This is a genomic window from Corynebacterium silvaticum (assembly GCF_002162115.2).
GTDB classification, from domain to species: Bacteria; Actinomycetota; Actinomycetes; order Mycobacteriales; family Mycobacteriaceae; genus Corynebacterium; species Corynebacterium silvaticum.
Genome location: NZ_CP021417.2, coordinates 1029028 through 1055032, shown reverse-complemented (window position 1 = coordinate 1055032; position 26005 = coordinate 1029028). Strand labels below are relative to the sequence as shown.

General features: G+C 55.0%; 21 protein-coding genes and 1 pseudogene. 5 read left to right on the top strand and 17 right to left on the bottom strand.

All coding sequences use genetic code 11. From position 1 onward, the window contains the following. Window positions 1-3: 3 nt before the first annotated feature. The 12 genes from CBE74_RS17450 to rho form a co-directional block, all read right to left on the bottom strand. Window positions 4-984: a F0F1 ATP synthase subunit gamma gene (locus CBE74_RS17450; protein WP_087453803.1), complete on the bottom strand. Its 981-nt coding sequence runs from the start codon at window positions 982-984 to the stop codon at window positions 4-6. 55 nt (window positions 985-1039) lie between these two features. Next, window positions 1040-2668, bottom strand: a complete 1629-nt coding sequence (atpA, locus tag CBE74_RS17445; protein ID WP_087453802.1) for a F0F1 ATP synthase subunit alpha — start codon at window positions 2666-2668, stop codon at window positions 1040-1042. A 61-nt stretch (window positions 2669-2729) separates the two neighbouring features. After that, entirely contained in the window at window positions 2730-3551 is an 822-nt protein-coding gene (locus tag CBE74_RS17440; protein WP_087453801.1) for a F0F1 ATP synthase subunit delta, read from the bottom strand. 5 nt (window positions 3552-3556) lie between these two features. Continuing rightward, entirely contained in the window at window positions 3557-4123 is a 567-nt protein-coding gene (locus CBE74_RS17435) for a F0F1 ATP synthase subunit B (protein WP_013911274.1), read from the bottom strand. A 33-nt stretch (window positions 4124-4156) separates the two neighbouring features. Then, a complete protein-coding gene (locus tag CBE74_RS17430; protein WP_087453800.1) occupies window positions 4157-4390 on the bottom strand; it encodes an ATP synthase F0 subunit C in 234 nt (77 codons plus the stop codon). 89 nt (window positions 4391-4479) lie between these two features. Further along, on the bottom strand, window positions 4480-5265 hold the full coding sequence (gene atpB, locus CBE74_RS17425; RefSeq protein WP_087454862.1) for a F0F1 ATP synthase subunit A: 786 nt from the start codon (window positions 5263-5265) through the stop codon (window positions 4480-4482). Window positions 5266-5902: 637 nt separating this feature from the next. After that, on the bottom strand, window positions 5903-6337 hold the full coding sequence (locus CBE74_RS17420; protein ID WP_087453799.1) for a Cg1360 family ATP-synthase-associated protein: 435 nt from the start codon (window positions 6335-6337) through the stop codon (window positions 5903-5905). Between the two features lie 133 nt (window positions 6338-6470). After that, on the bottom strand, window positions 6471-7625 hold the full coding sequence (locus CBE74_RS17415; RefSeq protein WP_087453798.1) for an MraY family glycosyltransferase: 1155 nt from the start codon (window positions 7623-7625) through the stop codon (window positions 6471-6473). Further along, window positions 7626-8276: an L-threonylcarbamoyladenylate synthase gene (locus CBE74_RS17410; RefSeq protein WP_087453797.1), complete on the bottom strand. Its 651-nt coding sequence runs from the start codon at window positions 8274-8276 to the stop codon at window positions 7626-7628. A gap of 72 nt (window positions 8277-8348) precedes the next feature. After that, window positions 8349-9167 (bottom strand): peptide chain release factor N(5)-glutamine methyltransferase, encoded by an 819-nt coding sequence (gene prmC, locus CBE74_RS17405; RefSeq protein WP_087453796.1) that lies wholly within the window; start codon window positions 9165-9167, stop codon window positions 8349-8351. 9 nt (window positions 9168-9176) lie between these two features. Continuing rightward, a complete protein-coding gene (gene prfA, locus CBE74_RS17400) occupies window positions 9177-10247 on the bottom strand; it encodes a peptide chain release factor 1 (RefSeq protein WP_087453795.1) in 1071 nt (356 codons plus the stop codon). Continuing rightward, complete coding sequence (gene rho, locus CBE74_RS17395; RefSeq protein WP_375167319.1) at window positions 10247-12322, bottom strand: transcription termination factor Rho; 2076 nt, start codon at window positions 12320-12322, stop codon at window positions 10247-10249. Before rho ends, prfA begins: the two co-directional genes overlap by 1 nt. Window positions 12323-12767: 445 nt before the next feature. Here rho and CBE74_RS17390 point away from each other — a divergent pair, with 445 nt between their 5' ends. Both CBE74_RS17390 and CBE74_RS17385 read left to right on the top strand, forming a co-directional pair. Then, window positions 12768-14504: a long-chain fatty-acid--CoA ligase gene (locus tag CBE74_RS17390; RefSeq protein WP_087453793.1), complete on the top strand. Its 1737-nt coding sequence runs from the start codon at window positions 12768-12770 to the stop codon at window positions 14502-14504. A gap of 237 nt (window positions 14505-14741) precedes the next feature. Then, window positions 14742-15416, top strand: a pseudogene (locus CBE74_RS17385) (helix-turn-helix domain-containing protein). Here CBE74_RS17385 and thrB read toward each other — a convergent pair. The 5 genes from thrB to CBE74_RS17360 all read right to left on the bottom strand — a co-directional run bounded on the left by thrB (window position 15403) and on the right by CBE74_RS17360 (window position 22626). Then, window positions 15403-16326: a homoserine kinase gene (thrB, locus tag CBE74_RS17380; protein WP_087453792.1), complete on the bottom strand. Its 924-nt coding sequence runs from the start codon at window positions 16324-16326 to the stop codon at window positions 15403-15405. The pseudogene CBE74_RS17385 and the gene thrB overlap by 14 nt on opposite strands. Window positions 16327-16335: 9 nt before the next feature. Next, on the bottom strand, window positions 16336-17685 hold the full coding sequence (locus tag CBE74_RS17375; RefSeq protein WP_087453791.1) for a homoserine dehydrogenase: 1350 nt from the start codon (window positions 17683-17685) through the stop codon (window positions 16336-16338). Between the two features lie 290 nt (window positions 17686-17975). Next, window positions 17976-19307 carry a diaminopimelate decarboxylase gene (gene lysA, locus CBE74_RS17370; RefSeq protein WP_087453790.1) on the bottom strand — a complete coding sequence of 444 codons (1332 nt, stop codon included), beginning with the start codon at window positions 19305-19307 and terminating at the stop codon, window positions 17976-17978. A gap of 2 nt (window positions 19308-19309) precedes the next feature. Continuing rightward, window positions 19310-20962, bottom strand: a complete 1653-nt coding sequence (gene argS / locus CBE74_RS17365; RefSeq protein WP_087453789.1) for an arginine--tRNA ligase — start codon at window positions 20960-20962, stop codon at window positions 19310-19312. Between the two features lie 11 nt (window positions 20963-20973). Next, window positions 20974-22626 carry an L-lactate permease gene (locus CBE74_RS17360; protein WP_259484486.1) on the bottom strand — a complete coding sequence of 551 codons (1653 nt, stop codon included), beginning with the start codon at window positions 22624-22626 and terminating at the stop codon, window positions 20974-20976. A 411-nt stretch (window positions 22627-23037) separates the two neighbouring features. Between CBE74_RS17360 and CBE74_RS17355 the strand changes: the two genes are divergently transcribed. From CBE74_RS17355 to CBE74_RS17345, 3 genes are read left to right on the top strand one after another with little or no spacing between them, the layout of a single operon-like run. Next, window positions 23038-23823, top strand: coding sequence for a (Fe-S)-binding protein (locus CBE74_RS17355; RefSeq protein WP_013911259.1), 786 nt, complete (start codon window positions 23038-23040; stop codon window positions 23821-23823). After that, window positions 23820-25364, top strand: a complete 1545-nt coding sequence (locus CBE74_RS17350) for a LutB/LldF family L-lactate oxidation iron-sulfur protein (protein WP_087453787.1) — start codon at window positions 23820-23822, stop codon at window positions 25362-25364. The genes CBE74_RS17355 and CBE74_RS17350 overlap by 4 nt, the downstream gene beginning before the upstream one ends. Before the next feature lie 2 nt (window positions 25365-25366). Further along, window positions 25367-25996 carry a LutC/YkgG family protein gene (locus CBE74_RS17345; protein WP_014525613.1) on the top strand — a complete coding sequence of 210 codons (630 nt, stop codon included), beginning with the start codon at window positions 25367-25369 and terminating at the stop codon, window positions 25994-25996. Window positions 25997-26005 lie beyond the last annotated feature (9 nt).

The window sequence follows — 26005 nt, the reverse complement described above, 5'->3', positions numbered from 1 at the left end:
AATCTAGTCACTTTCTCCGCTATCGCCGAGCGCGCTAGCGCCGCCGACGATCTCTGTGATTTCCTGGGTGATTTGTGCCTGACGCGCCTGGTTAGCAACACGCGATAGGTCCTTAACAAGGGCCGTTGCGTTGTCAGTTGCAGACTTCATTGCGTTTCGACGGGACGCCGACTCAGCAGCTGCTGCTTCGAGGAACATAGCAAACAGGCTACGAGAAACGTACTGCGGAAGCATCGCCTCAAACAGCGTGTCTGCGTCTGGCTCAAATTCAACGTCTGGAGTAGGTTCTCCTGCATTCTGCAAGATGCCCTCATCGCTGATCTGAATTTCTTCGGTCTCAATGGCCGGTTCGATCGGGAGCAGCTGATGAGCACGAGCGGTCTGAACCAGCATGGATTCAAACTCGGTGTACACCACGTGAACTTGGTCGAAACCTTGAATAGGATCGCCCTCGCCTGTATTCAAGCCCTCGCGGTACTTTGCAGTACCCTTCGATCCGGCAATAAAGCCATCGATGAGGTGACGACGCACGCTGTGGGTTTCTTCCCAGGACGGATCCTGAGAGAAACCGGTCCATGCGCCTGCGACGTCCTCGCCACGGAACTTGTAGTAGCCGACAGCTTTGTTACCAGTAACGTAGCGAACTACTTCGTAGCCGTTGTCTTCAAGCAGCTTGATAAGCTCGGCTGCCTTCTTGAACACGTTGTAGTTATAGCCACCAGCCATGCCGCGGTCACTCGAAATCACGAGCACAGCGGCGCGCTTGCCGTCTTCATGCTCGTGCAGCATCGGGTGATCCAAAGAGCTAGCTGCGGCCAGACGTTCCATCACCTTGTGGATCTCGGTGGCGTAAGGCTGCGAAGCCTCGACCCGTGCTTGGGCTTTGGTGATGCGCGAAGTTGCGATCAGCTCCTGGGCCTTGGTGATCTTCTTAGTAGAGTTGACGGACCGAATTCGGTCGCGTAGCTCACGAAGATTAGCCATGGGTCTTTCGCCTCCCTTCTTTTCCTTGTGTGGTCATGGTTCAGGCCTTTACGCCTTACTTCTTGACCGACAGCGTGTTCTTCTTAACCTGGTCTGCAGGCAGAGCCTCAACCTCAGGTTCGTTGATCACGACCGTGCCGGCGGTGGTCTGGAACTTACGCTTGAACGTCTCTGTTGCGGAAACCAAGGTTGCCTGAGATTCCTCTGACAGCTGAGTACCGCCCGCAATCTGCTCAAAGACCTGCGGAGTGGTGCTGTGGAAGTACTCAATCAACTCGGACTCGAAGCGACGGACATCCTCGACGGGAACGTTATCGAAGTGGCCATTGCCTGCAAGCCAGATGGAGACGATCTGGTGTTCAACCGGCTGCGGAGCATTTTCAGCCTGCTTGAGCAGCTCAACAAGGCGGGCACCGCGATCCAGCTGTGCCTTGGAGGCAGCATCAAGATCAGATGCGAAGGTAGCGAATGCCTCGAGGTCGCGGTATGCGGCGAGATCAAGACGAAGAGAGCCAGAAACCTTCTTCATACCCTTGGTCTGCGCTGCGCCACCAACACGAGAAACGGACACACCGACGTTAATAGCGGGGCGAACACCCTGGTTGAACAGGTCGGACTCAAGGAATACCTGACCATCGGTAATCGAAATCACGTTGGTAGGAATGAAGGCGGAGACGTCGTTAGCCTTGGTCTCGATGATCGGAAGTGCGGTCATCGAACCTGCGCCCATTTCGTCGGAAAGCTTTGCAGCACGCTCCAAGAGACGGGAGTGGAGGTAGAAGACGTCGCCTGGGTAAGCTTCACGTCCCGGAGGGCGGCGAAGCAGCAACGAAATTGCGCGGTATGCCTCAGCCTGCTTGGTCAGATCATCATAGATCACCAAGACGTGGTTGCCCTGGTACATCCAGTGCTGGCCTAGAGCGGCACCTGCGAATGGAGCGAGCCATTTGAAGCCCGCAGAATCAGAAGCCGGAGCAGCCACGATAGTGGTGTACTCCAAAGCGCTCTGCTCTTCAAGAGTCTTACGGACGGCTGCAATGGTGGAGCCCTTCTGACCAATAGCGACGTAAATACAACGGACCTGCTTGGTCTTGTCGCCGGACTCCCAGTTTGCCTTCTGGTTCAGGATTGTGTCGATGCACACGGCAGTCTTGCCGGTTTTGCGGTCGCCAATGACGAGCTGACGCTGGCCACGGCCGATCGGGGTCATCGCATCGATAGCCTTGATGCCAGTCTGCATCGGCTCCTCAACTGGCTGACGCTGCAGCACAGAAGGTGCCTGAAGCTCAAGAACGCGCTGCTCTTCTGCTTCAATGGCGCCGAGTCCATCAATTGGCTGGCCAAGGGGGTTGATAACGCGACCAAGGAAGTTGTCGCCGACAGGGATCGAGAGAACCTCGCCCGTCCGCTTTACTTCGTCGCCTTCTTTAAGGGATTCATAGTTACCCAAAACCACAACACCGATGTGATCAGTATCAAGGTTCTGCGCGACGCCAATGACGCCGCCGGGGAACTCAAGGAGCTCATTTGCCATGACTGAAGGCAGACCAGATACCTGGGCAATACCATCAGCTGCGGAAATGACCACGCCGACCTCCTCACGGGAGGCCTCCGCGGAGTAGCTCGAGGTGTAGTTCGCAATCGCGCTACGGATCTCATCGGAGGAGATCGTAAGCTCCGCCATGTTCTTCCTGCTCTCGGTTGTTTCTTCCAGCATTATTAATTAATTGTTTCGTCGTGTCTGGCTATACGAGGCTCGCACGGAGACGCTCGAGCTTGCCCGAGGTAGATCCATCGATGACTTCGTTGCCGACTCGGATGACCAGTCCACCGAGGAGGCTGGGATCAACCTCAGAGTGGATGCTCATCGCACGACCATAAATGCGCTCTAGCTTCTGTACCAGTGCCTGGTTTTGCTCGTCGCTCAACGGGCCAGCAGAGACAACATGTGCAACGGAACGGCCTTGCAATGCAGCCGCTTCCTTGGACAATGCATTGATGTCATCGATGGCGTTGGACTCACGGCGACCAATAACCTGAAGTGCAAGGGCCTCAGTCACAGCGGTGACCTTGCCATACAGCACCTTCGCCAGCAGTTCGCGCTTCCTCGTGCGGTCGATGCTGCGGTCATCAAGAAGCAGCGTCAACTCGGATTCCTTTTCCAGGATCCGAGACAGGCGGAAGAGCTCGTCTTCGACCTGTGCTATCTGTCCTTGTCCCTCAGCGGACCTCAGGAGTGCCCGGCGACCCAAGGTAATCAAGCCTGCGCGGAATTCGCGGGAGTTAGACCACGACTCGCGTGCTGCAGAAATCAGCACTTCGAGGGTGGCAGGCGAAACCTTTCCGGCGAACACAGCAGAAACCAAACCGGTACGCTGGTCGGCAGTCGTGGATGCATCTGCGACAGCGATGCGCAATCCGCGCTCGTTGTCCAAGGCATCTACGACGTCGAAAAGCTCAGCGCCAGTCTGCGCTGCAGTAGCGATTGCGTTTTCTTTGGCCTCCCACAGAGCTACGTCTAGGTGAGAGATCACGCGTGCTAGTGCGTCGCGGCTCGCTGCGTGCATGGTGCTCACTTCCCTGCCGGAGACACGGTGTCGAGTTCAGCCAGGAACTTGTCGATCGTGCCAGAACGCTTCACATCGTCGGAGAGTTGGTCTCCGAGAAGGCGCTCTGCAAGGCTGATCGAGTTCTGGCCCATCTCGCGGCGAAGCTCTTCGACGACCTGCTCACGCTGAGCGGCCAGCTGCTTCTCACCGGACTCGATGATGCGGTTGCTCTCCTCGGTGGCCTTTGCCTTCATGTCAGCTTCGATCTGCTTACCCTTTGCGCGGGCATCTTCGCGGATTTCTGCTGCTTCGGCGCGTGCCTCTGCGAGTTGAGCATTGTACTTCTCAAGAGCTGCCTTAGCTTCAGCCTGTGCAGCCTCTGCACGCTGAATGCCACCCTTAATCCGGTCCTCACGCTCGGTCAGGACTTCTCGATACTTAGGAAGCACAAGCTTCTTAAATAGGATCGAGACAATTACGAGCACGACGAGCGACCAGACGATGTCGTAGCTGGCAGGCAAAAGAACGCTGGGGGATTCCTCCAGCGGCAATCCTTGCGCCTCAGCGAGGTAATTAATGACGTTCGTCATAATCTCGGCTTTCGTGTCGGGTGGTTGGAGGAATTAAAGGATGAAGCCTGCAACCAGACCGATGAGGGCAAGAGCCTCAACGAAAGCGATACCGAGGAACATGGTGGTGCGGAGCTGGCCGGCCATCTCGGGCTGGCGAGCCATGCCCTCGAGTGCCTTACCAACGAGGATGCCGAGGCCCGGGCCGATGGTAGCAAGACCGTAACCAACGGTTGCGATGGAGCCGGAAACTGCGGTGTCAGATGCAGCGAGTATGGCTTCGTTCATGAGAGGTTCGTTCCCTTTCTAAGTGCCCCATGGAAATCACGGGGCGGAGTGTCAATATTTCGAGAATGATGATCCGCGGTTCTGCGGGGTCAGTGTTCGTCGGCGTGCAGCGACAGTTCGAGGTACACGGCGGACAACAGGGCAAAGATGTAAGCCTGAAGGAAAATCACCAAAAGCTCGAACAGCGTGAACGCAATCCCCGCGACGAGTGTCACGGCGGACAGCGCGGTCCAGCCATTCAACTGCCAGAAGAAGAAGTTCGTAGCAGAGAACAACAGAACCAAAATGATGTGTCCTGCGAGCATGTTGGCCATAAGACGCAGGGTCAGCGTGGCCGGGCGCAGAACGAAGGTCGAGAAAAACTCGAGAGGCACGACAAGTAGGTGCAAGACCGGAGGAAGGTTAGGAATAACCACCGATGACTTGATGTACTTGAAGAAGCCATAGCGCTTCGCACCTGCATAAATAAACGCAACGTAGCCAAACAGTCCCAAGACAAGCGGCATACCAATGCGCGCGTTTGGCGAAATGTTTAGGAACGGGATGACCGAAGGAAGGTTGCAGAACAAGACGATGAAGAAGATGGTGGCAATAACCGGCAGGAACCGGTTGCCTTCCTTCTTGCCCAAAATGTCTTCTGCAATATGGATTCGGACAAAGTCCAAAAGATATTCAGCGCAGTTCTGGAGACCAGAAGGAACCAGCTTCGGGTTACGCATAGCGACTGCAAAGAATAGTACGAGGACAAGCGCCATAAGCAGGCGGACGAACATCAGACGGTCGATTGTGAACCAGCCGTTCGCCACGTCGGCGAACCAGATGGGATCCGGGAAAAATTCGTGATCCAAGGAGGGTGCATGGAATTCACCCTTCATGGCCAATGTTGTAACGCTCAGCGTTCTCTCCCGCGTTCGGGCCGCATATTTTACCCGCTTAAGCGGGTGTGCGGTGCGATGGACGTCTGAAAACTCTCTGCGACCACCACGGACTCCGTCGCACATCAGCATGGCGATCGCAGGGGATCTCGCTTAAAAGCTTACAACTGCAAACTTAAGCAACCCGCGGATTACCCTATCAGGCAGTTCACCGAATTTCCCATATAGCCCAGCCCTATGAACACCCCCTTGATGCCAGAAACCTTAATTAAGGCAATAAGCGGGGAAAACGCGGAATTGTGACGTCACTCACTGTACATACTTAGGGGTACTACCCCTGTCCCCCACCCGCACGCCTTTACGACGTTCCGCGCCGTCAAGTTCAGATAAAAAACGGATAACTTTAAGGCCACTTCCTCGCCTTTTCCCCTTCCTAGCGAGTCAGCCCAAAAGCGCCCCTCCGGAGCTCCGCGACGAGGAGAAGCCACAAAAATCTGCACACCAAACACGGCACTGTTTGGTTACAGAGAAAAACGGGGCTATTCCGTGATAGAAATTTCTCTCCACGGCATAGCTCCGAATCCACAAATAAACGCGCAAAGGTTCTATGGGAGTACCCCAAGGAGGGGCGCAGCCTTTAGCTCACGTAAGTCACCTTTGAGGTAATGACGCCCCAGACTTCGCAAGCAAGCACTACGACCAAGGCAAGAACGAGCGTGATAAGAAACGCATACTTGTCATAAAACTCCAGATTGCGGATGCCTACAAGCACAATGATAAGGACAACAATCTTCAGCAACCATCCGCCCAGCACTATGGCACCAGTAGTCGCAGCCGAGGTATTTGACGTTGCTAACACACTCAAAGCCGTGAGTAGCACAAAACCGCCGCCAATGGCTGCACCGAGCAGTACTCCCCACATACCGGGAAGATCTCGCGCCCAGCCCCACGCGGCTAGCGAAACCAAAGTTATGAGTACTAATGCACCGGAACCGTATTTCAGGGCTCGCAGTAATGGGCGCCGGTGATCGTCGTAAGGCGAAGTGCTTTGGCTGGGATTCAGGTTAGTCACGAGTTGAAATCCTATCGAGATCACTAACTATTAGGAAAACTACAGTCCATTGTGGGGCCACCTTGCCGAAACAAAACCCGCTTGGCCTCAGCCGAGAACCCTACAATAAACCTGATCTGCTAGCCATTAAGACTTATTTCTGTGTAGTTTTTCCCAGCTCGTTAGCGCGGCGCACTGGCCCTCGCGTGGCTAGGAAAGCTACGAACATAGCGATCACAATTCCAATGACCGAGGCAATCGGTGGCACCACAGAAAATGAAACAGCACCAAATGCTACGACGGAGACCCATAAGTAGAGAACCAACACTACGCGGCGATGAGTGTGCCCAAGCGACAACAGCCGATGGTGCAGATGCATCTTGTCCGCCGAAAAAGGAGACTGTCCTTTGTGTACCCGTCGAACGACAGCCATAACCAGATCGAGCATAGGGACAAAAACAGCGGCAGCCACCACGATGATCGGAGACATAAGAGCAATAACGTCCACAGTCCCATACAGGCTCATATCAATCTTTCCACTCGCCGAGGTGGACGCCGCCGCAAGTAAAAGTCCAATCAACATAGAGCCCGAGTCCCCCATAAAAATCCTCGCCGGCTCAAAGTTATGAGGAAGAAAGCCAGCGCACATTCCCACAAGTGCTGCCGCGATGATGGCCGGCGGGTACGCCGACACCATGCCCCCTTGATCATGAAGCACCGTCATAGAGAAAACCAGGATGGAAAGCCCAGCTATCATGCCAAGCCCCGCCGCTAGACCGTCGAGTCCATCCACAAAGTTTATGGCGTTGATCAGAGTAACCGTAAACAGCACCGTAACGATGGTTGACGCAACTTGGTCAAGGATGACGGTGGTACCGCCACCGAAAGGGACATAAAGCAATGACCAGGTCAGACCGAGGATGCTCATCACGATCGATCCGAGGATCTGCCCAAATAGTTTGGTTATGGCGTCAAGCTCGTAGAGGTCGTCGATAATACCCACGGTGACAATGACCACTCCCGCCCAAATCACTGCGCTCATCTCCGGAGTGATCGGCTGAAATCCTCTAGTCAAGGCGGGAAACTGGTCTGCAAGGAATACTGCCCCTAGAAATCCCGTAAACATTGCCACGCCGCCCAACCGAGGCTTCGGTTGGGTGTGAACATCGCGCTCGCGTATTTCTCCCATGCGACCTGAGCGGACCATGGAATAACGAACGATGCCTGTCGTGAGGTACGTCAGCGCGGCAGCCACCAAAATGACAAGCGCCAATTCCCTCATCGGCACACCAGCAACACCAGCGCCCATTTAGCGTAGCGTCTCCACATCGAGGTTCAGCACTTCTGCAATGCGTTCAGCGCTGATCGCGCCTTCGCGCAAAATTCGAGGCGTAGGACCAGAAAGATCAATAATCGTTGAGGCGGTCCCTACCGGTGTAGCACCGCCATCAAGATACGCACTCACGGCATCGCCAAGCTGCTCCTGAGCGGCTAATGCTGTAGCCGGTGGCTTCTGCCCCGAAATATTTGCCGAGGATACAGCCATCGGACCGGTTTCTCGCAGTAGCTCAATAGCAACAGGATGAAGTGGCATGCGCAGCATTACTGTGCCACGGGTGTCCCCCAGGTTCCATTGCAGGCTCGGTGCTTGAGCAACCACAATGCTCAAGGCACCTGGCCAGAACGCCTCTATGAGTGTTCGCATCTGCTCTGAGTAGGAGTGGACAAGCCCACGAGCTGTGTCCCAACTTCCCACGAGCACCGGCACGGGCATATCGGGACCACGATGCTTAGTAGCAAGAAGCTTTGCCACCGCATTATTGTCAAACGCATCGCAACCGATGCCGTAAAGAGTGTCCGTTGGCATGACAACAAGGCGACCGTCTTTGACGGCATCACTTGCTACTTTGAGTGCAGCGTTACGAATACTTGCGTCACTGCAGTCATAAATTCTGCTCACGATATATTTTTCTTTCGTCTTACGGCGTAGAGATAAATAATCTCTTCCGCAGTTTCGGGCACAACCGTTCTTTTAAGGAAGCTTACTCGCCGTAACAAATCGTTTTCGACCCGTCAGGTCCTCCAAAACGGCAATCTCGCAAAATCCTCCGTGTTTATGGAATTCTTGGAGCACGGCTAGAGACGTTGCATCATCATGCTCTATCCCCACTCGTCCCTTAGGAGCCAAGAGCTCATGGATGACAGGAATCAACAGTTTGATCGTGTCCATCCCATCCGCGCCGGAGAACACAGCCATTGCAGGATCGTGATAAACCTCGGGAGCAAGGTCAGGAGTTTCCGGCACATACGGAGGGTTGCTCACCACTACATCCACTGTCCCGGCCAACGACCTCAGCAGATCAGAATCCGTTGCATCGCCGATGACCAGATTCACGTTAGTAGGAAGGTTTTCCTGTGCGTAGCGGGTCGCAGCAGGAGAAAGTTCCACTGCAGTAACCTTCGCCGTAGGAACAAGCGTTGCGACGTAAGCCGCTAGGGCTCCCGACCCCGTACACAGGTCCACGACGGTTTCCCCACCGCCGAGTTGCTGCACCGCCCAGTCGGCAAGAACTTCTGTTTCTGGACGTGGGATAAAAACCCCCGGCCCCACTTTCAAAGTAAGAGGACCGAACCATGCTTCTCCTACGATGTGCTGCAAGGGTTCGCGCTGTGCGCGCCGTGCGACAAGAGCCTCGAACTGATCCGGGGTCGGTTCGCGCATGCGTAGCCCCAGTTCCATGGGAGTGCATCGTAGAAGATGCGCGGCTAGGATCTGAGCGTCGTTACGCGGGGAGGCCACCCCGGCTGCTTCCAGGGTGGCCTCGGCGTCTCTCAGAGAAGTAAATAACACGAAATTATTTTACTCAACTTCTAGGCGTTCCGCGCGTTCTGCTGCACGTAGCGCAGTAAACAGGTCATCCAACTCACCGTTGAGAACCGAATCAAGGTTATTTGCTTTAAATCCGATACGGTGATCGGAAATCCGGTTCTCTGGCCAGTTATACGTGCGGATGCGCTCGGAGCGATCCATGGTGCGAATCTGTGCAGCGCGTCCCTCAGCAGCTTCTGCCTCTGCTTGCTCTTCAGCCATAGACTGAAGACGCGCAGCTAGAACCTGCATGGCTCGTGCTTTGTTCTGAATCTGCGAGCGCTCCTTCTGACAGGTAACAACCAAGCCAGTAGGAAGGTGGGTAATACGCACAGCAGAGTCAGTCGTGTTCACACCCTGACCGCCTTTACCGGAGGAACGGTAGACGTCGATACGCAAATCTTTATCGTCGATCTCAATCTCCGCGACCTCATCAGGCTCTGGATACACCAGCACACCTGCGGCAGATGTTTGGATGCGGCCTTGAGACTCAGTGACCGGAACGCGCTGCACGCGATGGACTCCGCCTTCAAACTTGAACACGCTCCAGGCACCATCACGAGAAGGCGTCTTTGATCGGATAGACAGAGTCATATCCTTGACACCTCCTAAATCAGATTCAGAGGAGTCCAAAATCTCCACGGCAAAGCCATGCTTATCAGCATAACGCTGATACATGCGCACAATCTCGCCGGCAAACAAGGCAGCTTCTTCTCCGCCTGCGCCTGCCTTCACTTCCATGACGATGTCATCTCCATCATGGGGATCGCGAGGTGCCAGAAGGTCAGCGAGCTGTTCTTCAAGAACCACAACCTCAGATTCCAAGCGAGCTGCCTCTTCTTGGAATTCGTGGTCCTCGTGAGCCATCTCTTTGGCTACTTCCAGATCATCCCTGGCCTGCACCAGCTTGTTATTCACGTTGATGATCGGCTGCAGCTCGGAATAGCGCTTGGATAATTTCCGGAACAACATCTGGTCGCCCATGGTTTCTGGGTCGGCCATCTGAGCTTCAATACCCTGGTACTCCGAGACGATGTCATCGACTGCTGATACCTGGGCCATTACTCCTCCTCGGCGTCTGCAGCCATCGGAGCACTCGATGCAATCTGCATCAAGAACTCACCGTTGGATTTGGTCTTCTTGAGCTGCTTGATAAGCAGATCAATGGCCTGCTGGTTGTCCAAGGCCGCGAGAATCCTGCGCAGTTTGTGCATGATGCGAGCTTCCTCAGGCACCAGAAGAAGTTCATCTTTACGAGTTCCTGACGGGTTAACGTCCACTGCTGGGAATACGCGATGCTCGGAGATCTTGCGATCCAGCTTGAGCTCTGCGTTACCGGTTCCCTTGAATTCCTCGAAGATCACGGTATCGCCTGCGGAGCCAGTTTCTACCATCGCAGTGGCGATGATAGTCAAAGAGCCACCATTTTCGATGTTACGAGCTGCGCCTAGGAAACGCTTTGGCGGATAGAGGGCATTCGAGTCCACACCACCAGACAGGATACGGCCTGAAGCAGGAGAAGAGTTGTTGTAAGCACGGCCAAGGCGTGTGATGGAGTCGAGAAGCACCACAACGTCTTGTCCTTGTTCTACGAGTCGCTTAGCGCGCTCAATTGCCAGCTCAGCCACAGCGGTGTGTTCGCTTGGCGGGCGATCGAAGGTGGAGGCAATAACCTCACCCTTGACGGAGCGCTGCATATCGGTGACTTCCTCGGGGCGCTCGTCGACAAGCACCACCATCAAGTAGCACTCAGGGTTATTTGTGGCAATAGCGTTGGCGATGTTCTGCAAAATCGTAGTCTTACCGGCTTTCGGCGGGGACACGATAAGTGCACGCTGGCCTTTACCAATAGGCATGATCAAGTCGATCACACGAGTGGTAAGGATCTTTGGTTCGGTTTCCAAGCGCAGTCGCTGGTTCGGGTACAGCGGAGTGAGCTTAGAGAAGTCCGGACGAGCCTTAGCTTCCTCTATAGACATGCCGTTGACGGATTCAACGCGAACCAACGGATTGTACTTTTGACGATTGCGCCCGCGGTTGTGTCCATGATGTCCACCATGGCTGTTATCGCCATTCATCCGAACCTGGCCAATGATGGCATCGCCGGCGCGTAGGCCCAAGCGACGAATCATCTGGTTGTTTACGTAGACGTCTGCGGGACCAGCATGGTAGCCCGACGTACGAACGAAAGCGACATTGCTGTCCACGATGTCGAGAATGCCGGCGATGTTCTGCAAAACTTCGTCTTCACGAGGCTCGACGCTGGTGTTCTCCCGGTTATCATCGCGGTCACGACCACGTCGGTTACGGCGATTCCGACGGTTACGATCATTGCGATCACCTCGGTCGCCGCGCTCATGATGGCGACCGTTACGCTGACGAGGATGCTCGTTTTCAGAGCCCTCACGAGATTCCCGAGTCTGCTGCTGATCTGCAGCCTGATGCTCAGAAGCTTCTCGACGCTCCTCTGTCTTCACGTTATCCGCGGGTGCTTCTTTACGTTGTTCCCCGTCGTGGGAAGCCTGATCGTTCTCAGCACGATTGTCTTCTCGCTGAGAAACCTGTCGATCCTCGCGGTGTTCCCGACGAGCACGGTTACGACGAGCACGTCGAGCAGCCGAGCGCGATTCATAGCGATTCTCATCATCGGCATCGCCATGTCCAACAGCTTCCGCTGCCCCATCGTTAGATTCAACGGGCGTATCCGCTTTGTCACGTGAGGAGCTTTCTGCAGAGCCGTGCTTCTCTGAAGGAGTTTCTACACGACGAGTCGCGCGACGACGACGCGGCTTCTCTTCTTCCACGGGCGCAGATTCCTGTGTACTGGACTCGTGGGAGACCGCATCATTTGTTGCCTCGGCGGTTCCCGCGGTCTTCAGCACCCGACGACGGCGTGACTTTGACTCCTTGGCGGGAGCCTGATCAGCCTTTTCCTGTTGGGTCTTAGCGGCCTCTGGGGCTGAACTTTCTACAGGTGCAGAATCCTTCTCCACCTTGGGCGTAGCCTTTGCTTGGGTATTGTGCTTTGCTGCAGGAGCGGCGCTACGTCCACCCTGTGCAGCCTTTCCCCCCTGCGCACCGCTAATCGCGGCAATAAGGTCGCCTTTGCGCAGTGCAGAGGTGCCTTTTAGACCCATTTCAGCGGCAATCTTGCGCAGCTCGGGCAGACGCAATGCAGCAAGATTACGCTGTGCGCCGTTATCTGTTGTTGTCACAGATGTCCTTTCATCGCCTTTACCAGAGGGAAAAGAGGTCACCGGGAAAATATTCAACCAAGTAACCACCACTGGAAAGCATGCTGTGGAATTAACTGGATTCAGGTACTGATGGCGTAGGTGCCCGAGAATCCCTACCAAATGCGTTAAGAACGCACACATGCGAGGATGTATCGTCCCGCGCCGGCGCGGCCTTGACAGCAATTCGGTGGTGAACTTCTAAAGCGGGAACTGAACACTGCGTCTCGGGTTATTACTCGGCGAAACGCGGTCAGTACAAAAATTATTGTGAAGCTCGTAACGCAGTCTAACGCATAAATGCGTGTGAGGTGAACTTGAGGCAATTTTCGCAACTATGGTGTAAGTCATGCTCAGTACGATGCAGCCTATTCCGCTCAACCTTGCACAGATCCTCACCTATGGGTCACAGATCCATGCCGAAACTAAAGTGTCCACTTTTGAGGGCGACGCTATGCAAGAGACCACCTTTGCTGAGATTGCAGCCCGCGCCGCGGCCCTCGCCCATGCCCTCCGCGATGAGCTGGGCATCACCGCTGACCAACGCGTAGCATCAATGATGTATAACTGCTCGGAGCATCTAGAAACACTCTTTGCCGTGGGCTGCATGGGAGCCGTGTTTAATCCGTTAAACAAGCAATTGATGAACGATCAAATCCGTCACATCATCAACCACGCGGAAGATCACGTGATTGTCGCAGATCAGCGGTTAGCAAAGCAGCTGGGCACTATTTTGGATGAAGGCTGCCCCTCAGTCCGATCCGTAATTTTTATCGGCCGCGATGACATTGCCGCTGCAGCACGCTTTATTCCCGATACCATCACGTGCTACTCCTACGAGGCCCTCCTAGACGGCCGAAGCACAATTTATGATTGGCCCGTCATCGAAGAAAATAATGCGGTTGCCATCTGCTATTCCACCGGAACCACCGGAGCCCCCAAGGGCGTTGTCTATTCCCACCGCGCCCTCTACCTGCAGTGTATGAACCTGCGAACTACAGATTCTTTAGCAGTTACTCACGGACAATCGTTTCTCTGCTGCGTACCGCTCTATCACATTTTAAGCTGGTGTGTTCCCGTCGCCGCCTTCATGTCTGGAACACCATTGGTCTTCCCTGGCGCAGATGTATCTGGACCCTCCCTGGCAAAGATTATTGCCACAGCACTTCCCCGGGTCGCCCACGGAGTACCAACCCTGTGGATTCAACTCATGGTGCACTACATGCGCCATTCCCCCGAGCGCATGAGCCTACAAGAGATCTACGTTGGAGGTTCTGCGGTGCCTCCTATCCTGATCAAACTCTGGGAAGAGCGCTACGGCGTTGACGTCGTTCATGTCTGGGGCATGACAGAGACGCTCGCCATAGGCACAGTCGCACGTCCACCGTCGGGTGTTTCCGGTGAAACTCGACGGAGTTATCGAATCAGCCAGGGTCGTTTCCCCGCATCCTTGGAATACCGCGTTGTCAACGATGGCGAGGTTATGAGCGCCACCGACCGAAATCAGGGAGAAATCCAGGTGCGTGGAAACTGGGTCACAACCCGCTACTACCATTCACATTCGGAAGAGGGCACGGGTCCCGCTTCGATGTTTCGGGACCATCACGTTGAAGACGCTCCCGGGCAATTTACCTCCGATGGTTGGTTGCGCACCGGCGATGTGGGCTCCGTAACCCGAGACGGCTTCCTCACCATCCACGATAGAGCCAGGGATGTCATTCGATCAGGCGGCGAATGGATCTATTCCGCAATGCTCGAAAATGAGATCATGGCGGCAACAGTCGTGGTCGAAGCCGCCGTAATCGGCTATCCGGATCCCAAGTGGGGCGAACGCCCCCTCGCAGTTACCGTGGTCTCCCCAGATATTCCCCGCAATCACAAAACAGCCGAGCGCCTCCGATCACGGCTTCGCGATACCTTCCCCAATTGGATGATCCCGGAGTACTGGGCTTTTGTCGATTCCATCGATAAAACCTCTGTGGGCAAGTTTGACAAGATCGACCTGAGAAAGCATGTTGCCGACGGAGATTATGAGATCATCTCGCTGCTCGGCCCCGGCCATTCCGGTGATGATTCCCCGCAGTAACCTAACCAAAGGCCGCATTACGTCGCTGCATCGCGGCCAGGGGGCGTAACACCCAGCCGCGCCAATTGTTGCTCTTCAACCCTAATAGTCAAGCGATATAAATCATAGTGGGAGACTGAAGTGATACAAGACGTCTTTTATGCTAGAAATAGACGTTACAAACCACGCACCAAGAGCATTCTCAGTTAGGATGCGTTATTTCCATTTGTGTCAAGGTTTGTTAGATGAGGACAATCCATGAGCCAGCGAGCGCCCCGCCCTACTACGGAACTCTTTCCCGAGGCCCTAAGCCTTAGTCAAAGACAACGTGAAGTGTTAGACACCGTCGCAAGTTTTGAAGACGGCGCAAAAATCTAAGAACTCGCCGCAACCCTTGGCATGCATATCAATACTGCCCGTGGTCACTTAGATGAGCTTTTAGAGCGCAAGGCGATACAAACCGTCCCCGCTCCTAGTAAGGGCAGGGGCCGCCCCTCGCTGGTATACCGATCCAGGATTCCAGACAATAGGGCCGTGGCCTCGGAATACGTGACGCTCATTAGAATTCTCGCGCAGCGTCTCGCAGACGACAACGCATCCTTGGAAACAGCCAGGGAAATAGGTCTTGAATGGGGGCAGGTCATGCACAAGACCTGCCATCCGCGAAAAACCCCTGCGATCCTCGCTCGACGTCTCCGCCTCATGGGTTTTGACCCTATTGAACATGAAGACGAGCTACGCCTTTACTCATGCCCCTTTATCACGGGCAATGAAAAACCCATCAGCTTTCTCTGCGCCGTTCACGACGGAATGCTCCAAGCTTTAGTCCTCAATACGGACCTCGACGTCAGCCTCGAACCAGACCAGGATCCCACCTACTGTGCCGTTAAGATCAATAACGGCACCAAGCACCGCGCCGCTAGGAAACAGTGACAGACACCGGCGGAGCAACCTCTAGCGGGAGCACCCGCAAGCCGGCCTCGCGGGCGTTGTTAAGCACTGACTCATCGATCGGTTCTGTAGATAGCACCATCACGGTCGGGCCCGCGCCCGAAAGGTACGCAGCGTATCCCCTATTACGCAACCGATTCACCCACTCTGCGGTTACGGGCAATACGTCGGCGCGATATGGCTGATGCAACCGGTCGCGTGTTCCCTCCCACAGGAGTTCCGGGTGATGCTGCAGAGCAACGGTCATCACCGCGCACCTGGACACGTTGAATCGTGCGTCCACGTGAGTCACGTCCGTAGGAAGGACGCGACGGACAGCCTCTGTGGATGCATGAAAGTTTGGCACTAGCGCAGTCGCCATAATCGACTCGGCAACGGGAATAGTAACCGCCCTATATTGCGGCTCTGTCCTGCCATCCACCGGAATCTCAGTCCATGAGACTACAGCCTGCCCCAGAACAGACGCCGCTGCGTTATCTGGGTGCCCTTCAAAAGCAGACGACAGCTGTACCACTTGCTCATTACTTAAAGGAAAACCGGCTAAACCATTAGCAGCGCATACACCAGCTACTGCAGCGGCTGCGGAAGATCCCAAACCACGAGACTGCGGTATGGAATTATGGCACACCACTTTCAACCCTGGGGCGTGCGCATCCGCCGCTTTAAGCCCAGCACGCAGTGCTTTCACTACGAGGTGAGAACCGTCTAATGGCAGGTCTCCCTGGCCCTCGCCAAAGACTTCCACGCTAAGGCCTGAGGCAACAACTTCTACCTCGACTGTGTCATACAACGACACCGCAAGACCTAGTGTGTCAAAGCCGGGGCCTAGGTTGGCCGAGGATGCTGGGACGGTGACTGAGACCTTTTTACCTACTTCAAGCTCAATACTCATGAGTGATGATTACTCCCCCACCAAACGAATCACGCTGCTGATCTGCTTAACAGCATCGGAATTCTTGATATTGTCAACGGTTTTTTCCAGGTCCGCCTCAAGGGCCGTGTGAGTGACCACAATAAGCCGTGCGTGTCCGTCTTTTTCTTCCTGCCGGATCGTACTAAGTGAGATCCCATTGCTTGCAAAAATCTGCGCGAGGTCCGCAAGGACGCCAACGCGGTCTTCGACTTCCATATCGATATGGAAGCGCGTGAGGACTTCGCCAAAGCTTGCAATCGGAAGGTTTGCATACGTTGACTCGCCTGGAGCGCGTCCCCCGAACACCTTGTTACGAGCAGCGCCTACAATATCGCCGAGCACTGCCGACGCAGTGGGGTTACCGCCTGCACCATTTCCATAGAGCATCAAACGCCCTGCTGCCTCAGCTTCAACGAATACGGCGTTGAAGGACTTGCTCACGCTTGCCAACGGGTGGCTTCGAGGAACCAAGGTTGGGTGGACACGGGCAGACACTTTTTCTTCGCCGTTTTCTCCTTGGAGTCGCTCACAGATAGCCAAGAGTTTGATAGTGTGACCGGCCTGTTTCGCCGCCTCTATGTCTTTCGCAGTGATCTTAGAGATGCCCTCGCAGTGCACGTCATCCGAGGTAACCCGGGTGTGGAATGCTAGGGAAGCCAGAATTGCTGCTTTACTTGCAGCGTCATGGCCTTCAACATCGGCAGTTGGGTCGGCTTCTGCGTACCCCAGACGCGTGGCTTCAGCGAGCATATCGTCATAGGAGGCGCCGGTAGAATCCATCGCATCCAGGATAAAGTTAGTCGTGCCATTAACGATTCCGGCAACGGATTGCACCTGATCGCCGGCCAGAGAACGACGCAGAGGCCCGACTACCGGGATCGCTGCAGCTACGGCGGCCTCAAAGTAGAGGTCAACGCCTGCCTCATCAGCAGCTTGTGCAAGTTCAGCGGAATGTGCAGCTACCAGCGCTTTGTTGGCGGTGACGACCGATTTTCCAGAGCGCAAGGCTTTGAGGATCAGCTCACGCGGGTAATCAATGCCACCGATGACTTCTACAACGATGTCTACGTCGTCACGCTCGATGAGTGAGCGAGCATCATCCGTGAGGACCCCCAGCTCATCGGCCAGGGAGCCCTTGTGTTTTTCTTTGCTGGATGCAGCCACACCCTTGATTTCAAGTGGTCCCCCAGAACGGCTCTTGAAGTCGCTAGCGTTCTCAGTGAGAAGTCGCAGCACTTGGCTGCCAACTGTTCCGTAGCCCAAAATGGCAATACCTACCGGGACCCCCTCCCCTTTTCCAGGGTTGAACGTGGCGCTGATGTGCTGTTCAGTCGACATGAGACTCCTTTAGGGCAAAAAGTAGGAACACTAGCTTTCGAAGCATTGTAGCAGCGCCCTTACCGGTGAGTTCCCGTTCAGGGGACCCACGCGCTGTTTCCTCCCGACATCAGGACCCCACATTGAGGAAACGAACGCTATGAGTGTTTTAGCGCAATCGAGACGGTTAAAAGGATAGAAAACAGCTGGACATTCTCGTCAACGTCTTCACCATAAAAGTCTGTAACGTAAAAGCATGTCCAGCTGTTTTTCTTGCATTGCTACCACCATGTAGCGACGGTGATCTCCTATCAGCCCTCGTCCAAAGCAAGTAGATCCTCGATGGTCTCACGGCGAACCATTAGGCGAGATTCACCTGCTCTAACGCTCACTACTGCCGGCCGCCCCATCATGTTGTACCTGCTGCTCATTGCAAAACAATAAGCTCCAGTAGCCGCCAAAGCTATGAGATCCCCCTCAGCAATTCCGCTTGGAAGTTCCCGATCGTTGATCAGAATGTCCCCCGCCTCACAATGCGAGCCTACAACCCGACTGGGGACAAGGTTCCCTGCAACGTTGCGGTTGATCACCCGCACGTCGTACTCAGCTTCATACAGCGCAGGGCGAATATTATCGCTCATGCCACCGTCCACGGCGATATATCTCCGCAGCTGTTCATCCGTCACGTGGACGTCCTTCACAGTTCCCACGGAATACACCGTCACGGTGGACGACCCTGCGATGGCCCGCCCAGGCTCCACGAGCACTTCGGGGGCATCAATGCCTAAGGTGCGAGCTACCTCATCCACTGCCCCCAACAAATCTTGGGCCACAGAGGTAACGTCCAGAGGGGTCTCATCTTCGGTGTAAGCAATGCCGTAGCCGCCGCCTAGATCTAGTTGTTCTAAGTCGATACCGAGTTCTGAATGAATCTTTGAATACAGCGTCAGCACACGCTGGGCTGCCAAGCTGAAACCTTGGGCATCAAAAACTTGCGAACCCACATGACAATGCAGGCCAATCAGGTACAAGGGGTCAGATTCAATAACACGCTTTGCCGCCGCATACGCCGATCCGGAAGCCAAAGAGAATCCAAACTTCTGATCCTCATGACTCGTAGCAATAAACTCATGTGTATGAGCCTCAATGCCGGGCTTCACGCGAACCATCACCGGCTGAGTAACGCCTGCCTCAGCCGCGACTTTTTCCAAACGCTCTAGCTCAGTCATCGAGTCAATCACGATGTGCCCGACCCGGTTAGCTACCAAGAGGCGAAGAAATTCCTCGCTCTTATTGTTGCCATGAGCTGTTATGCGTTCAGGAGGAAAATGAGCGCTTAGCGCAACCTGAAATTCCCCTAGAGACGCAATGTCAAGGTTGAGGCCTTCTTCTTCCACCCACTTAGCAATCCGACGAGTCAAAAACGCCTTAGATGCATAGTGGACTTTCTCGGCCCCACCAAAGGCCGCGGCCATGTCCCGGCAGCGGTTGCGGAAATCGTCTTCGCCTACAACAAAAACCGGAGTCCCGTACTGCTCAGCTACGTCGGAGAGAGACACTCCTGCAACTGAGACTTCTCCATTAGCTTCTCGACGCGCGCCTTTAGGCCATACATGCGATGGCAGTGCGTTAAAGCTCTCCACGGCTACATACGCTCCGGCGCTGTAACACCGACCAATCCCAAGGCATTAGCAAGAACCTGGCGGGTGGCATTAGCCAAGGCAAGACGCGCGGTGTGAATAGGCTGCGCACTTTCGCCAGCCTTAGGCAGAATCTGGCATGAGTCGTAGAAGCGGTGGAAGGTCCCAGCCAATTCCTCTGCATAGCGCGCGACGCGGTGTGGCTCGCGCAGTTCAGCCGCAGCCTTGACCACTGCAGGGAATTCTCCCAGCGTGCGTATCAGATCGCCTTCGCGATCATGGGTTAGCAATGCAAGGTCAGGGTCAAGGGCGGTTATCCCCAGATCGCCAGCCTTCCTAGCGATCGAGCACAGACGCGCATGCCCGTATTGGACATAGTAAACGGGGTTGTCGCTGCTCTGTGATTCCCACAGAGCAAGGTCGATATCAAGGCTAGAGTCCACCGATGACCGAATCATGGAGTAGCGGGCACCATCAATGCCGATGGCCTCCACCAAATCGTCCAAGGTGATTACGGTGCCAGCACGCTTGGACATACGCACTGCTTGCCCATCGCGGACCAAGTTCACCATTTGACCGATAAGGACCTCTACGCTGCTGGGCTCATAGCCCAGCGCTGCGGCAGCAGCACGTAACCGAGAGATATACCCATGATGATCCGCGCCAAGCATGTAGATGCACAGGTCATGCCCGCGCTCGATTTTGTCGGCCACGTATGCAATGTCACCAGCGATATAGGCTGCGTCGCCGTCTGACTTAATCACAACGCGATCTTTGTCGTCGCCGTAATCAGAAGACTTCAGCCACCATGCTCCGTCTTGGAAATAGAGATTTCCGTTTTCCTTAAGACGTTCGATCGCTTTATCCACGGCACCCGACTCGAACAATGAGTTTTCATGGAAAAAGACATCAAAGTCCGTGCCAAATTCATGGAGTGATTCCTTGATATGACCAAACATCATTTCTACGCCAGCAGCACGGAACGTCTCCGCCATCTCTGCTGGTTCCTGAGAAAGAACATCGGGATGCGCTGCAACCACAGCTTTTGCTATGTCATGGATGTAGTCTCCGCCATAGCCGTCTTCTGGTGTAGGCTCCCCCTTTGCCGCAGCGACGAGCGAATTGGTGAATCGGTCGATCTGGCGCCCATGATCGTTGAAGTAATACTCCCGCGTGACGTCAGCACCTGAAGCCTCCAAGACACGGCCTAGGGAATCTCCAACGGCTGCCCAGCGGGTACCGCCTAGATGAATTGGGCCCGTCGGATTTGCGGAAACGAATTCTAGGTTTACGCGAGTCCCCGCATAGAGGTCTGAATGACCAAATGCCTCACCTGCGGCGAGAATCTTAGCAACGATCTCCCCCTGGGCCGCAGCAGCAAGGCGAATATTGATAAAGCCAGGGCCGGCAATACCGGCCACATCGACGGCTTCATCAAGAGCTAGGACGTCGGCAAGCAACTGCCCAAGCTCGCGCGGATTCATTCCCACCTTTTTAGCCACCTGAAGGGCGACATTTGTGGCATAGTCCCCATGTTCGGGGTTACGCGGGCGCTCCACAACCACCGTCTCAGGCAGAACCGAGGCATCGAGGCCACGTGATTCAAGGATGGTGGTAGCAGTGCGCTTAATGAGGTGTGAAAGATCCGCTGGTGTCATGGGTTAGCAGTTTAGCCCACAACCATCCATCCGAGAACTGGGGTGGACTGCAAGTAAATGATGATGCACAAGTACACCAGCAAACCAAGGGAATACTTCCATGCCTGAGCCATAATCTTGCGCTCGCCGTTTTCCATCTGAACAGCGCCAGCGGCAATGGTCAGGGTCTGCGGGCTCATCATCTTACCCAGCGTTGCACCAGCGGTATTGGCACCCACCAAGAGCGTCGGGCTCACGCCCACCTGGGAGGCCGTGGTGGCCTGCATCTGAGCGAACAGAGCGTTTGCAGAAGTAGCGGAACCAGTAACCCACGTTCCGATCCAACCCAACAACGGAGATAGCAGCGGGAATACCGGTCCGGTTGCTGCCAAGAAAGCGCCGATGGAAGCAGTCTGACCGGACATATTCATGGTGTATGCCAAGCCCATCACCGCTGCGATGGTCAGCGCAGAGTAACGCATCTTGTATGCGCCCTTGCCAAGCTGAGCCAGACCTGTAGCAAAGTTCATTGGGTACTTTCCACCACGCGAGAATGCGGTGTAAACGCCGACTGTGATCAGGCCACAGAAGAACATGATCGTGCCCGGGGTGGACAGCCAGTTGAAGTTGAAGATGGTGTTATTAACTGGCTCGCCTGCAGCATTAACGATGTGACCGTGCAGCGCTGGCCACTGGATCTTCATATCCGTGGACTTCAAAGCTGCAGGAATGTTGACGCCGATCTTCCAGAGGCTGGTGAAGGAGAAGACAAAGACGATGAGAAGGTACGGGAACAGTGCCAAAACGGTCCGCTCCGTTGTCAGGTGGAGCTCATCAGCGTTGATGGACGATGCCTGATCTTCGGGGGTAGTTGGCTTCCACACACGGAGGAACAGAACGCCACATGTGAGGGAAAGAAGGCAAGCAACGACGTCGGTGAGCACATAAGAGAAGTAATTGGACCCGAGGAACTGTCCACCACCGAAAGCCACGCCCAGCAAAAGTGCCATTGGCCATGTCTGGCGCACGCCTCGTGTGCCGTCCATGATCAGTGCCAAAATAAACGGCACAACCAGGGCAATCAAAGAAACCTGGCGGCCAGCCATCGCAGCCACCTGCTCACCTGGGATCTGAGTAAGAAGACCACCCGTGGTCACCGGAATAGCCATAGCACCGAAGGCGACGGGGGCACAGTTTGCCACGAACGTAACCAGAACGGCTTTGATCGGCTTAAGGCCAATAGCCAGAAGCATTGCCGCAACGATAGCAATGGGGGCACCGAATCCGGCGAGGGCCTCTAGGAGACCGCCGAAGGCGAAGCCAATCAACATTGCCTGAACGCGCATGTCGCCTCGGCCGATCTTGGCAAAGATCGTACGAAGATCGTCGAAACGTCCTGAAATAACCGTGAGGTCATAGACCCATACGGCCATCCAAATGATGTATACGATCGGGAAAATACCAAACGCTACGCCTTGTGAAAAGGCGAGTACCGCAAGGTTGGCTGGCATATGAAAAAAGATGATGCCAACCAGAAGGGCTACTACCACGCTCGCAAGCGCAGACCAGTGAGCCTTCCATTTGAGCACCATCAGGAACACAAAGAAGCCAATGAGCGGCAATATGGCGCAGAGCGCCGAGAGGCCAAGGCTTCCGCCTACAGCATCCGTTACAGGTGAAAACACTAGTTGCTTCTCCCATCTCGAGGGACTTGGGTCACTACTATTCTGCGATGAAATAGCTATCAACTCATAATTTAAGTTCTTTTTGCAGTAGGTCACACATTTGGTTGATTTTCAACCACCGCTTCTGTGTATTTATCACCACACTTTTTCTGCTGTATTTTTCACCACATTTTGTGACAAAACGCCCCTCAGTGCGCATATATGCACCACACCCCAATTCATCCCCCATTTCCCCGCATTTTAATAACACTAACGTTTCGTTAATAAGCGCTGGTAGTCCGGGGTTATTCAGATGTTATTTCAGCGATACACCCGCTAGTATTTATTATGTCCAGTGGCGCGTAACGCTTCCGATTATTTGGAACGCCACAACAAACTGCCACGTTTCCCTCGAAGCAAGGAGCAATTACCGTGAGAGTAGCGCTCTTTTCCACTTGTATCGGCGACGCCATGTTCCCCGACGCATCCAAAGCAACTGCACTCGTATTGTCCCGACTTGGCTATGAGGTCGTCTTTCCTAAGGATCAGACCTGCTGCGGCCAGATGCACGTCAACACCGGCTATCAAAAAGAAGCCATCCCACTGATCCGCAATTATGTGGATGCGTTCACCGATCCCTCCATTGACTACGTCGTCGCACCTTCAGGTTCATGCGTCGGCGCAGTCCGCGAGCAGCATGAGCACATCGCGGATAGGTACGGCGATAAAACTTTGGCAGCTGGCGCACGTGACGCAGCTAAGAAGTCCCTCGACCTTCCAGAATTCCTCATCGATGTTGCCGGCGTGGAAGACGTCGGAGCATTCTTCCCCCACAAGGTCACGTACCACCCTTCTTGCCACGGCCTACGCTTTATCAAGCTCGGCGACCGCCCCTACCGCCTACTTTCCAAGGTGGCAGGTATGGAGCTTGTGGAGCTTCCTAACAAGGAAGAATGCTGTGGATTCGGTGGCACCTTCTCCCTGAAGAATGCCGAGACTTCGGCTGCAATGGTCTCCGACAAGACCCGCAACATCGAGATCACTGGTGCTGAGTACATCACCGGTGGCGACTCTTCCTGCTTGATGAACATCGCCGGAAACCTGTCCCGCAAGCACGTGGGTATCCGTGCCATCCATATCGCAGAGATCCTAGCCTCCACCAAGGAGCACCCTTGGACTCCCGATTCCGCCGCCTACTCCCGAGAGGTAATGCTGTGAGCGTCTCACTTGGAACCCCCACGATGCCACCTCGCGCATCGGAAATTAGCCAACTTCGTGGCGACGAGAACTTTGTTCATGCCGCGCACCATGAGCTTTACAACGCAACCCAGCGTCGCAATCTAACCAAGGCAACCACCACAATTCGTGGTAAGCGCCTCAACGTCACCGCAGAAATGCCCGATTGGGAAGCTGTTCGTGAAGCAGGTTCCGGAATCAAGCGCGACGTGGGACAGCGTCTCGACGAGCTCCTGGTTCAGTTTGAAGAGGCTGTCACTGCACGCGGTGGACACGTCCACTGGGCGCGCGACGCTGAAGAGGCCGGAAACATCGTAACCAAGCTGGTCCAGGAGACCGGCGAGAATAACGTGGTCAAGATCAAGTCCATGGCAACCATGGAAATTGGCCTCAACTCTCGTCTCCGCGAGGCCGGCATCTCCGCACGCGAGACCGACCTTGCAGAGCTCATCGTTCAGCTGGGTAAGGACAAGCCATCTCACATCCTGGTTCCGGCTATTCACCGTAACCGTGCGGAGATTCGCGACATCTTCATCCGCGAGATGCCCAACACTGACGATTCGCTTTCTTCTGAGCCTGCTGAGCTCGCAGAGGCATCGCGCTCCTTCCTGCGCGAGCAGTTCATGAAGGCAAAGGTTGCTATTTCTGGCGCCAACTTTGGCATTGCAGAAACCGGAACCGTCACCATCATGGAGTCCGAGGGCAATGGCCGTATGTGCTTGACCCTCCCGGAGACCCTGATCTCGGTCATGGGCATCGAGAAGATCCTCCCCGCTTTCCAGGATCTTGAGGTCTTCTTGCAGCTTCTCCCCCGTTCCTCCACCGGCGAGCGCCAGGCACCTTATGTCTCCACGTGGTCCGGCGTCACCGAAGGCGACGGCCCGAAGAACTTCCACATCGTCCTTGTCGATAACGGACGAACCGCAGTTCTTGCTGACGAACTCGGCCGCGAAGCCCTCAAGTGCATCCGTTGTTCTGCATGTCTCAACGTTTGCCCGGTCTACGAACGTGCCGGTGGCCATGCCTATGGTTCGACCTACCCAGGCCCCATCGGAGCAATCCTGTCGCCTCAGATGACCGGCATGAAAGATAAGCACGATCCAAACGCCTATCTCCCTTACGCATCTTCCCTTTGCGGTCGATGCAACGAGGTCTGCCCCGTCAAGATTCCATTCACGGATATCCTGCTGGAGCTTCGCCACAAGAAGGTCGAAACCGATGCTCCAAAGATCGAGAAGGCCCTCATGGGCAGCATGCAGCTCGCATGGGGCAATGCAAAGGTCTGGAACATGATCACCCGCATGGTCTTTATGGGCCGCATCCTTGGTGGTTCCAAAGGCAAGATTACCCACCTGCCAAGCTTCTTGGCCGGTTGGACTGATGTTCGCGACACCGCTGTTCCACCAAAGAAGTCCTTCCGCCAGTGGTTCGATTCCGAGGAAGCACAACAGTTGCTTGCCGACGCCCGCAACGAAGGCATCCGCCCCAACGATCCTGCTGCTAACCAGAAGAAGGAGAACTAACCATGGATGCCAAAACTGAGATCCTCGAGCGCATCCGCAACGCCAACAAACTTGCTGGTGTTCCCGAGGGTGCCTATCCAGTAGTCCGTGAATACATCACTAAGACCGAGCTCCCCCGCGAAGAGCTCAAAGAGCTGCTTATTGATCGCCTCCTGGACTACAAGGCACAGGTTGTTCAGACCACTGACGCTGAGCTAGCTGACAGCATCGCAGAGGTCCTGAATTCCCGTGGAGCCAAAGAGATCCGTTACGCAGAGGGCCTCGATGCTGCACTGTTCGCAGACTTTGAGGGCAAAGCTGTAGCCGACGATCATGCAAGCGATCCCCGCCTGCTTAACGACGTCGACGCTGTGGTCACTGACTCCCACGTGAGCTCCGCTCAAACCGGTACCATTTGTCTGGTCTCCAACGAGGTTTGTGGTCGCCGCGCGCTGACTCTCGTGCCTGATTGCCACGTCTGCATCGTCCGCATGGACAACGTAGTCTATGGCGTTCCAGAGATGGTTGCACAGCTTGATCACACACGCCCCAACACGATGATCTCCGGCCCTTCCGCCACATCAGACATCGAGTTGAACCGTGTTGAAGGTGTGCACGGTCCTCGTACCCTCATTTGCGTGGTTGTGGATTAGTCTCCATAA

What these genes read in the sequence shown, in the direction of transcription:
- CBE74_RS17415 (WP_087453798.1), bottom strand. Translation starts at nt 7,625, where the DNA reads ATGGGCGCTGGTGTTGCTGGTGTGCCGATGAGGGAATTGGCGCTTGTC.
- CBE74_RS17390 (WP_087453793.1), top strand. Translation starts at nt 12,768, where the DNA reads ATGCTCAGTACGATGCAGCCTATTCCGCTCAACCTTGCACAGATCCTC.
- CBE74_RS17375 (WP_087453791.1), bottom strand. Translation starts at nt 17,685, where the DNA reads ATGTCGACTGAACAGCACATCAGCGCCACGTTCAACCCTGGAAAAGGG.
- prfA (WP_087453795.1), bottom strand. Translation starts at nt 10,247, where the DNA reads ATGGCCCAGGTATCAGCAGTCGATGACATCGTCTCGGAGTACCAGGGT.
- CBE74_RS17440 (WP_087453801.1), bottom strand. Translation starts at nt 3,551, where the DNA reads ATGCACGCAGCGAGCCGCGACGCACTAGCACGCGTGATCTCTCACCTA.
- CBE74_RS17435 (WP_013911274.1), bottom strand. Translation starts at nt 4,123, where the DNA reads ATGACGAACGTCATTAATTACCTCGCTGAGGCGCAAGGATTGCCGCTG.
- rho (WP_375167319.1), bottom strand. Translation starts at nt 12,322, where the DNA reads ATGGGTCTAAAAGGCACCTCTGCACTGCGCAAAGGCGACCTTATTGCC.
- CBE74_RS17450 (WP_087453803.1), bottom strand. Translation starts at nt 984, where the DNA reads ATGGCTAATCTTCGTGAGCTACGCGACCGAATTCGGTCCGTCAACTCT.
- atpB (WP_087454862.1), bottom strand. Translation starts at nt 5,265, where the DNA reads ATGAAGGGTGAATTCCATGCACCCTCCTTGGATCACGAATTTTTCCCG.
- CBE74_RS17430 (WP_087453800.1), bottom strand. Translation starts at nt 4,390, where the DNA reads ATGAACGAAGCCATACTCGCTGCATCTGACACCGCAGTTTCCGGCTCC.
- CBE74_RS17345 (WP_014525613.1), top strand. Translation starts at nt 25,367, where the DNA reads ATGGATGCCAAAACTGAGATCCTCGAGCGCATCCGCAACGCCAACAAA.
- argS (WP_087453789.1), bottom strand. Translation starts at nt 20,962, where the DNA reads ATGACACCAGCGGATCTTTCACACCTCATTAAGCGCACTGCTACCACC.
- thrB (WP_087453792.1), bottom strand. Translation starts at nt 16,326, where the DNA reads ATGAGTATTGAGCTTGAAGTAGGTAAAAAGGTCTCAGTCACCGTCCCA.
- atpA (WP_087453802.1), bottom strand. Translation starts at nt 2,668, where the DNA reads ATGGCGGAGCTTACGATCTCCTCCGATGAGATCCGTAGCGCGATTGCG.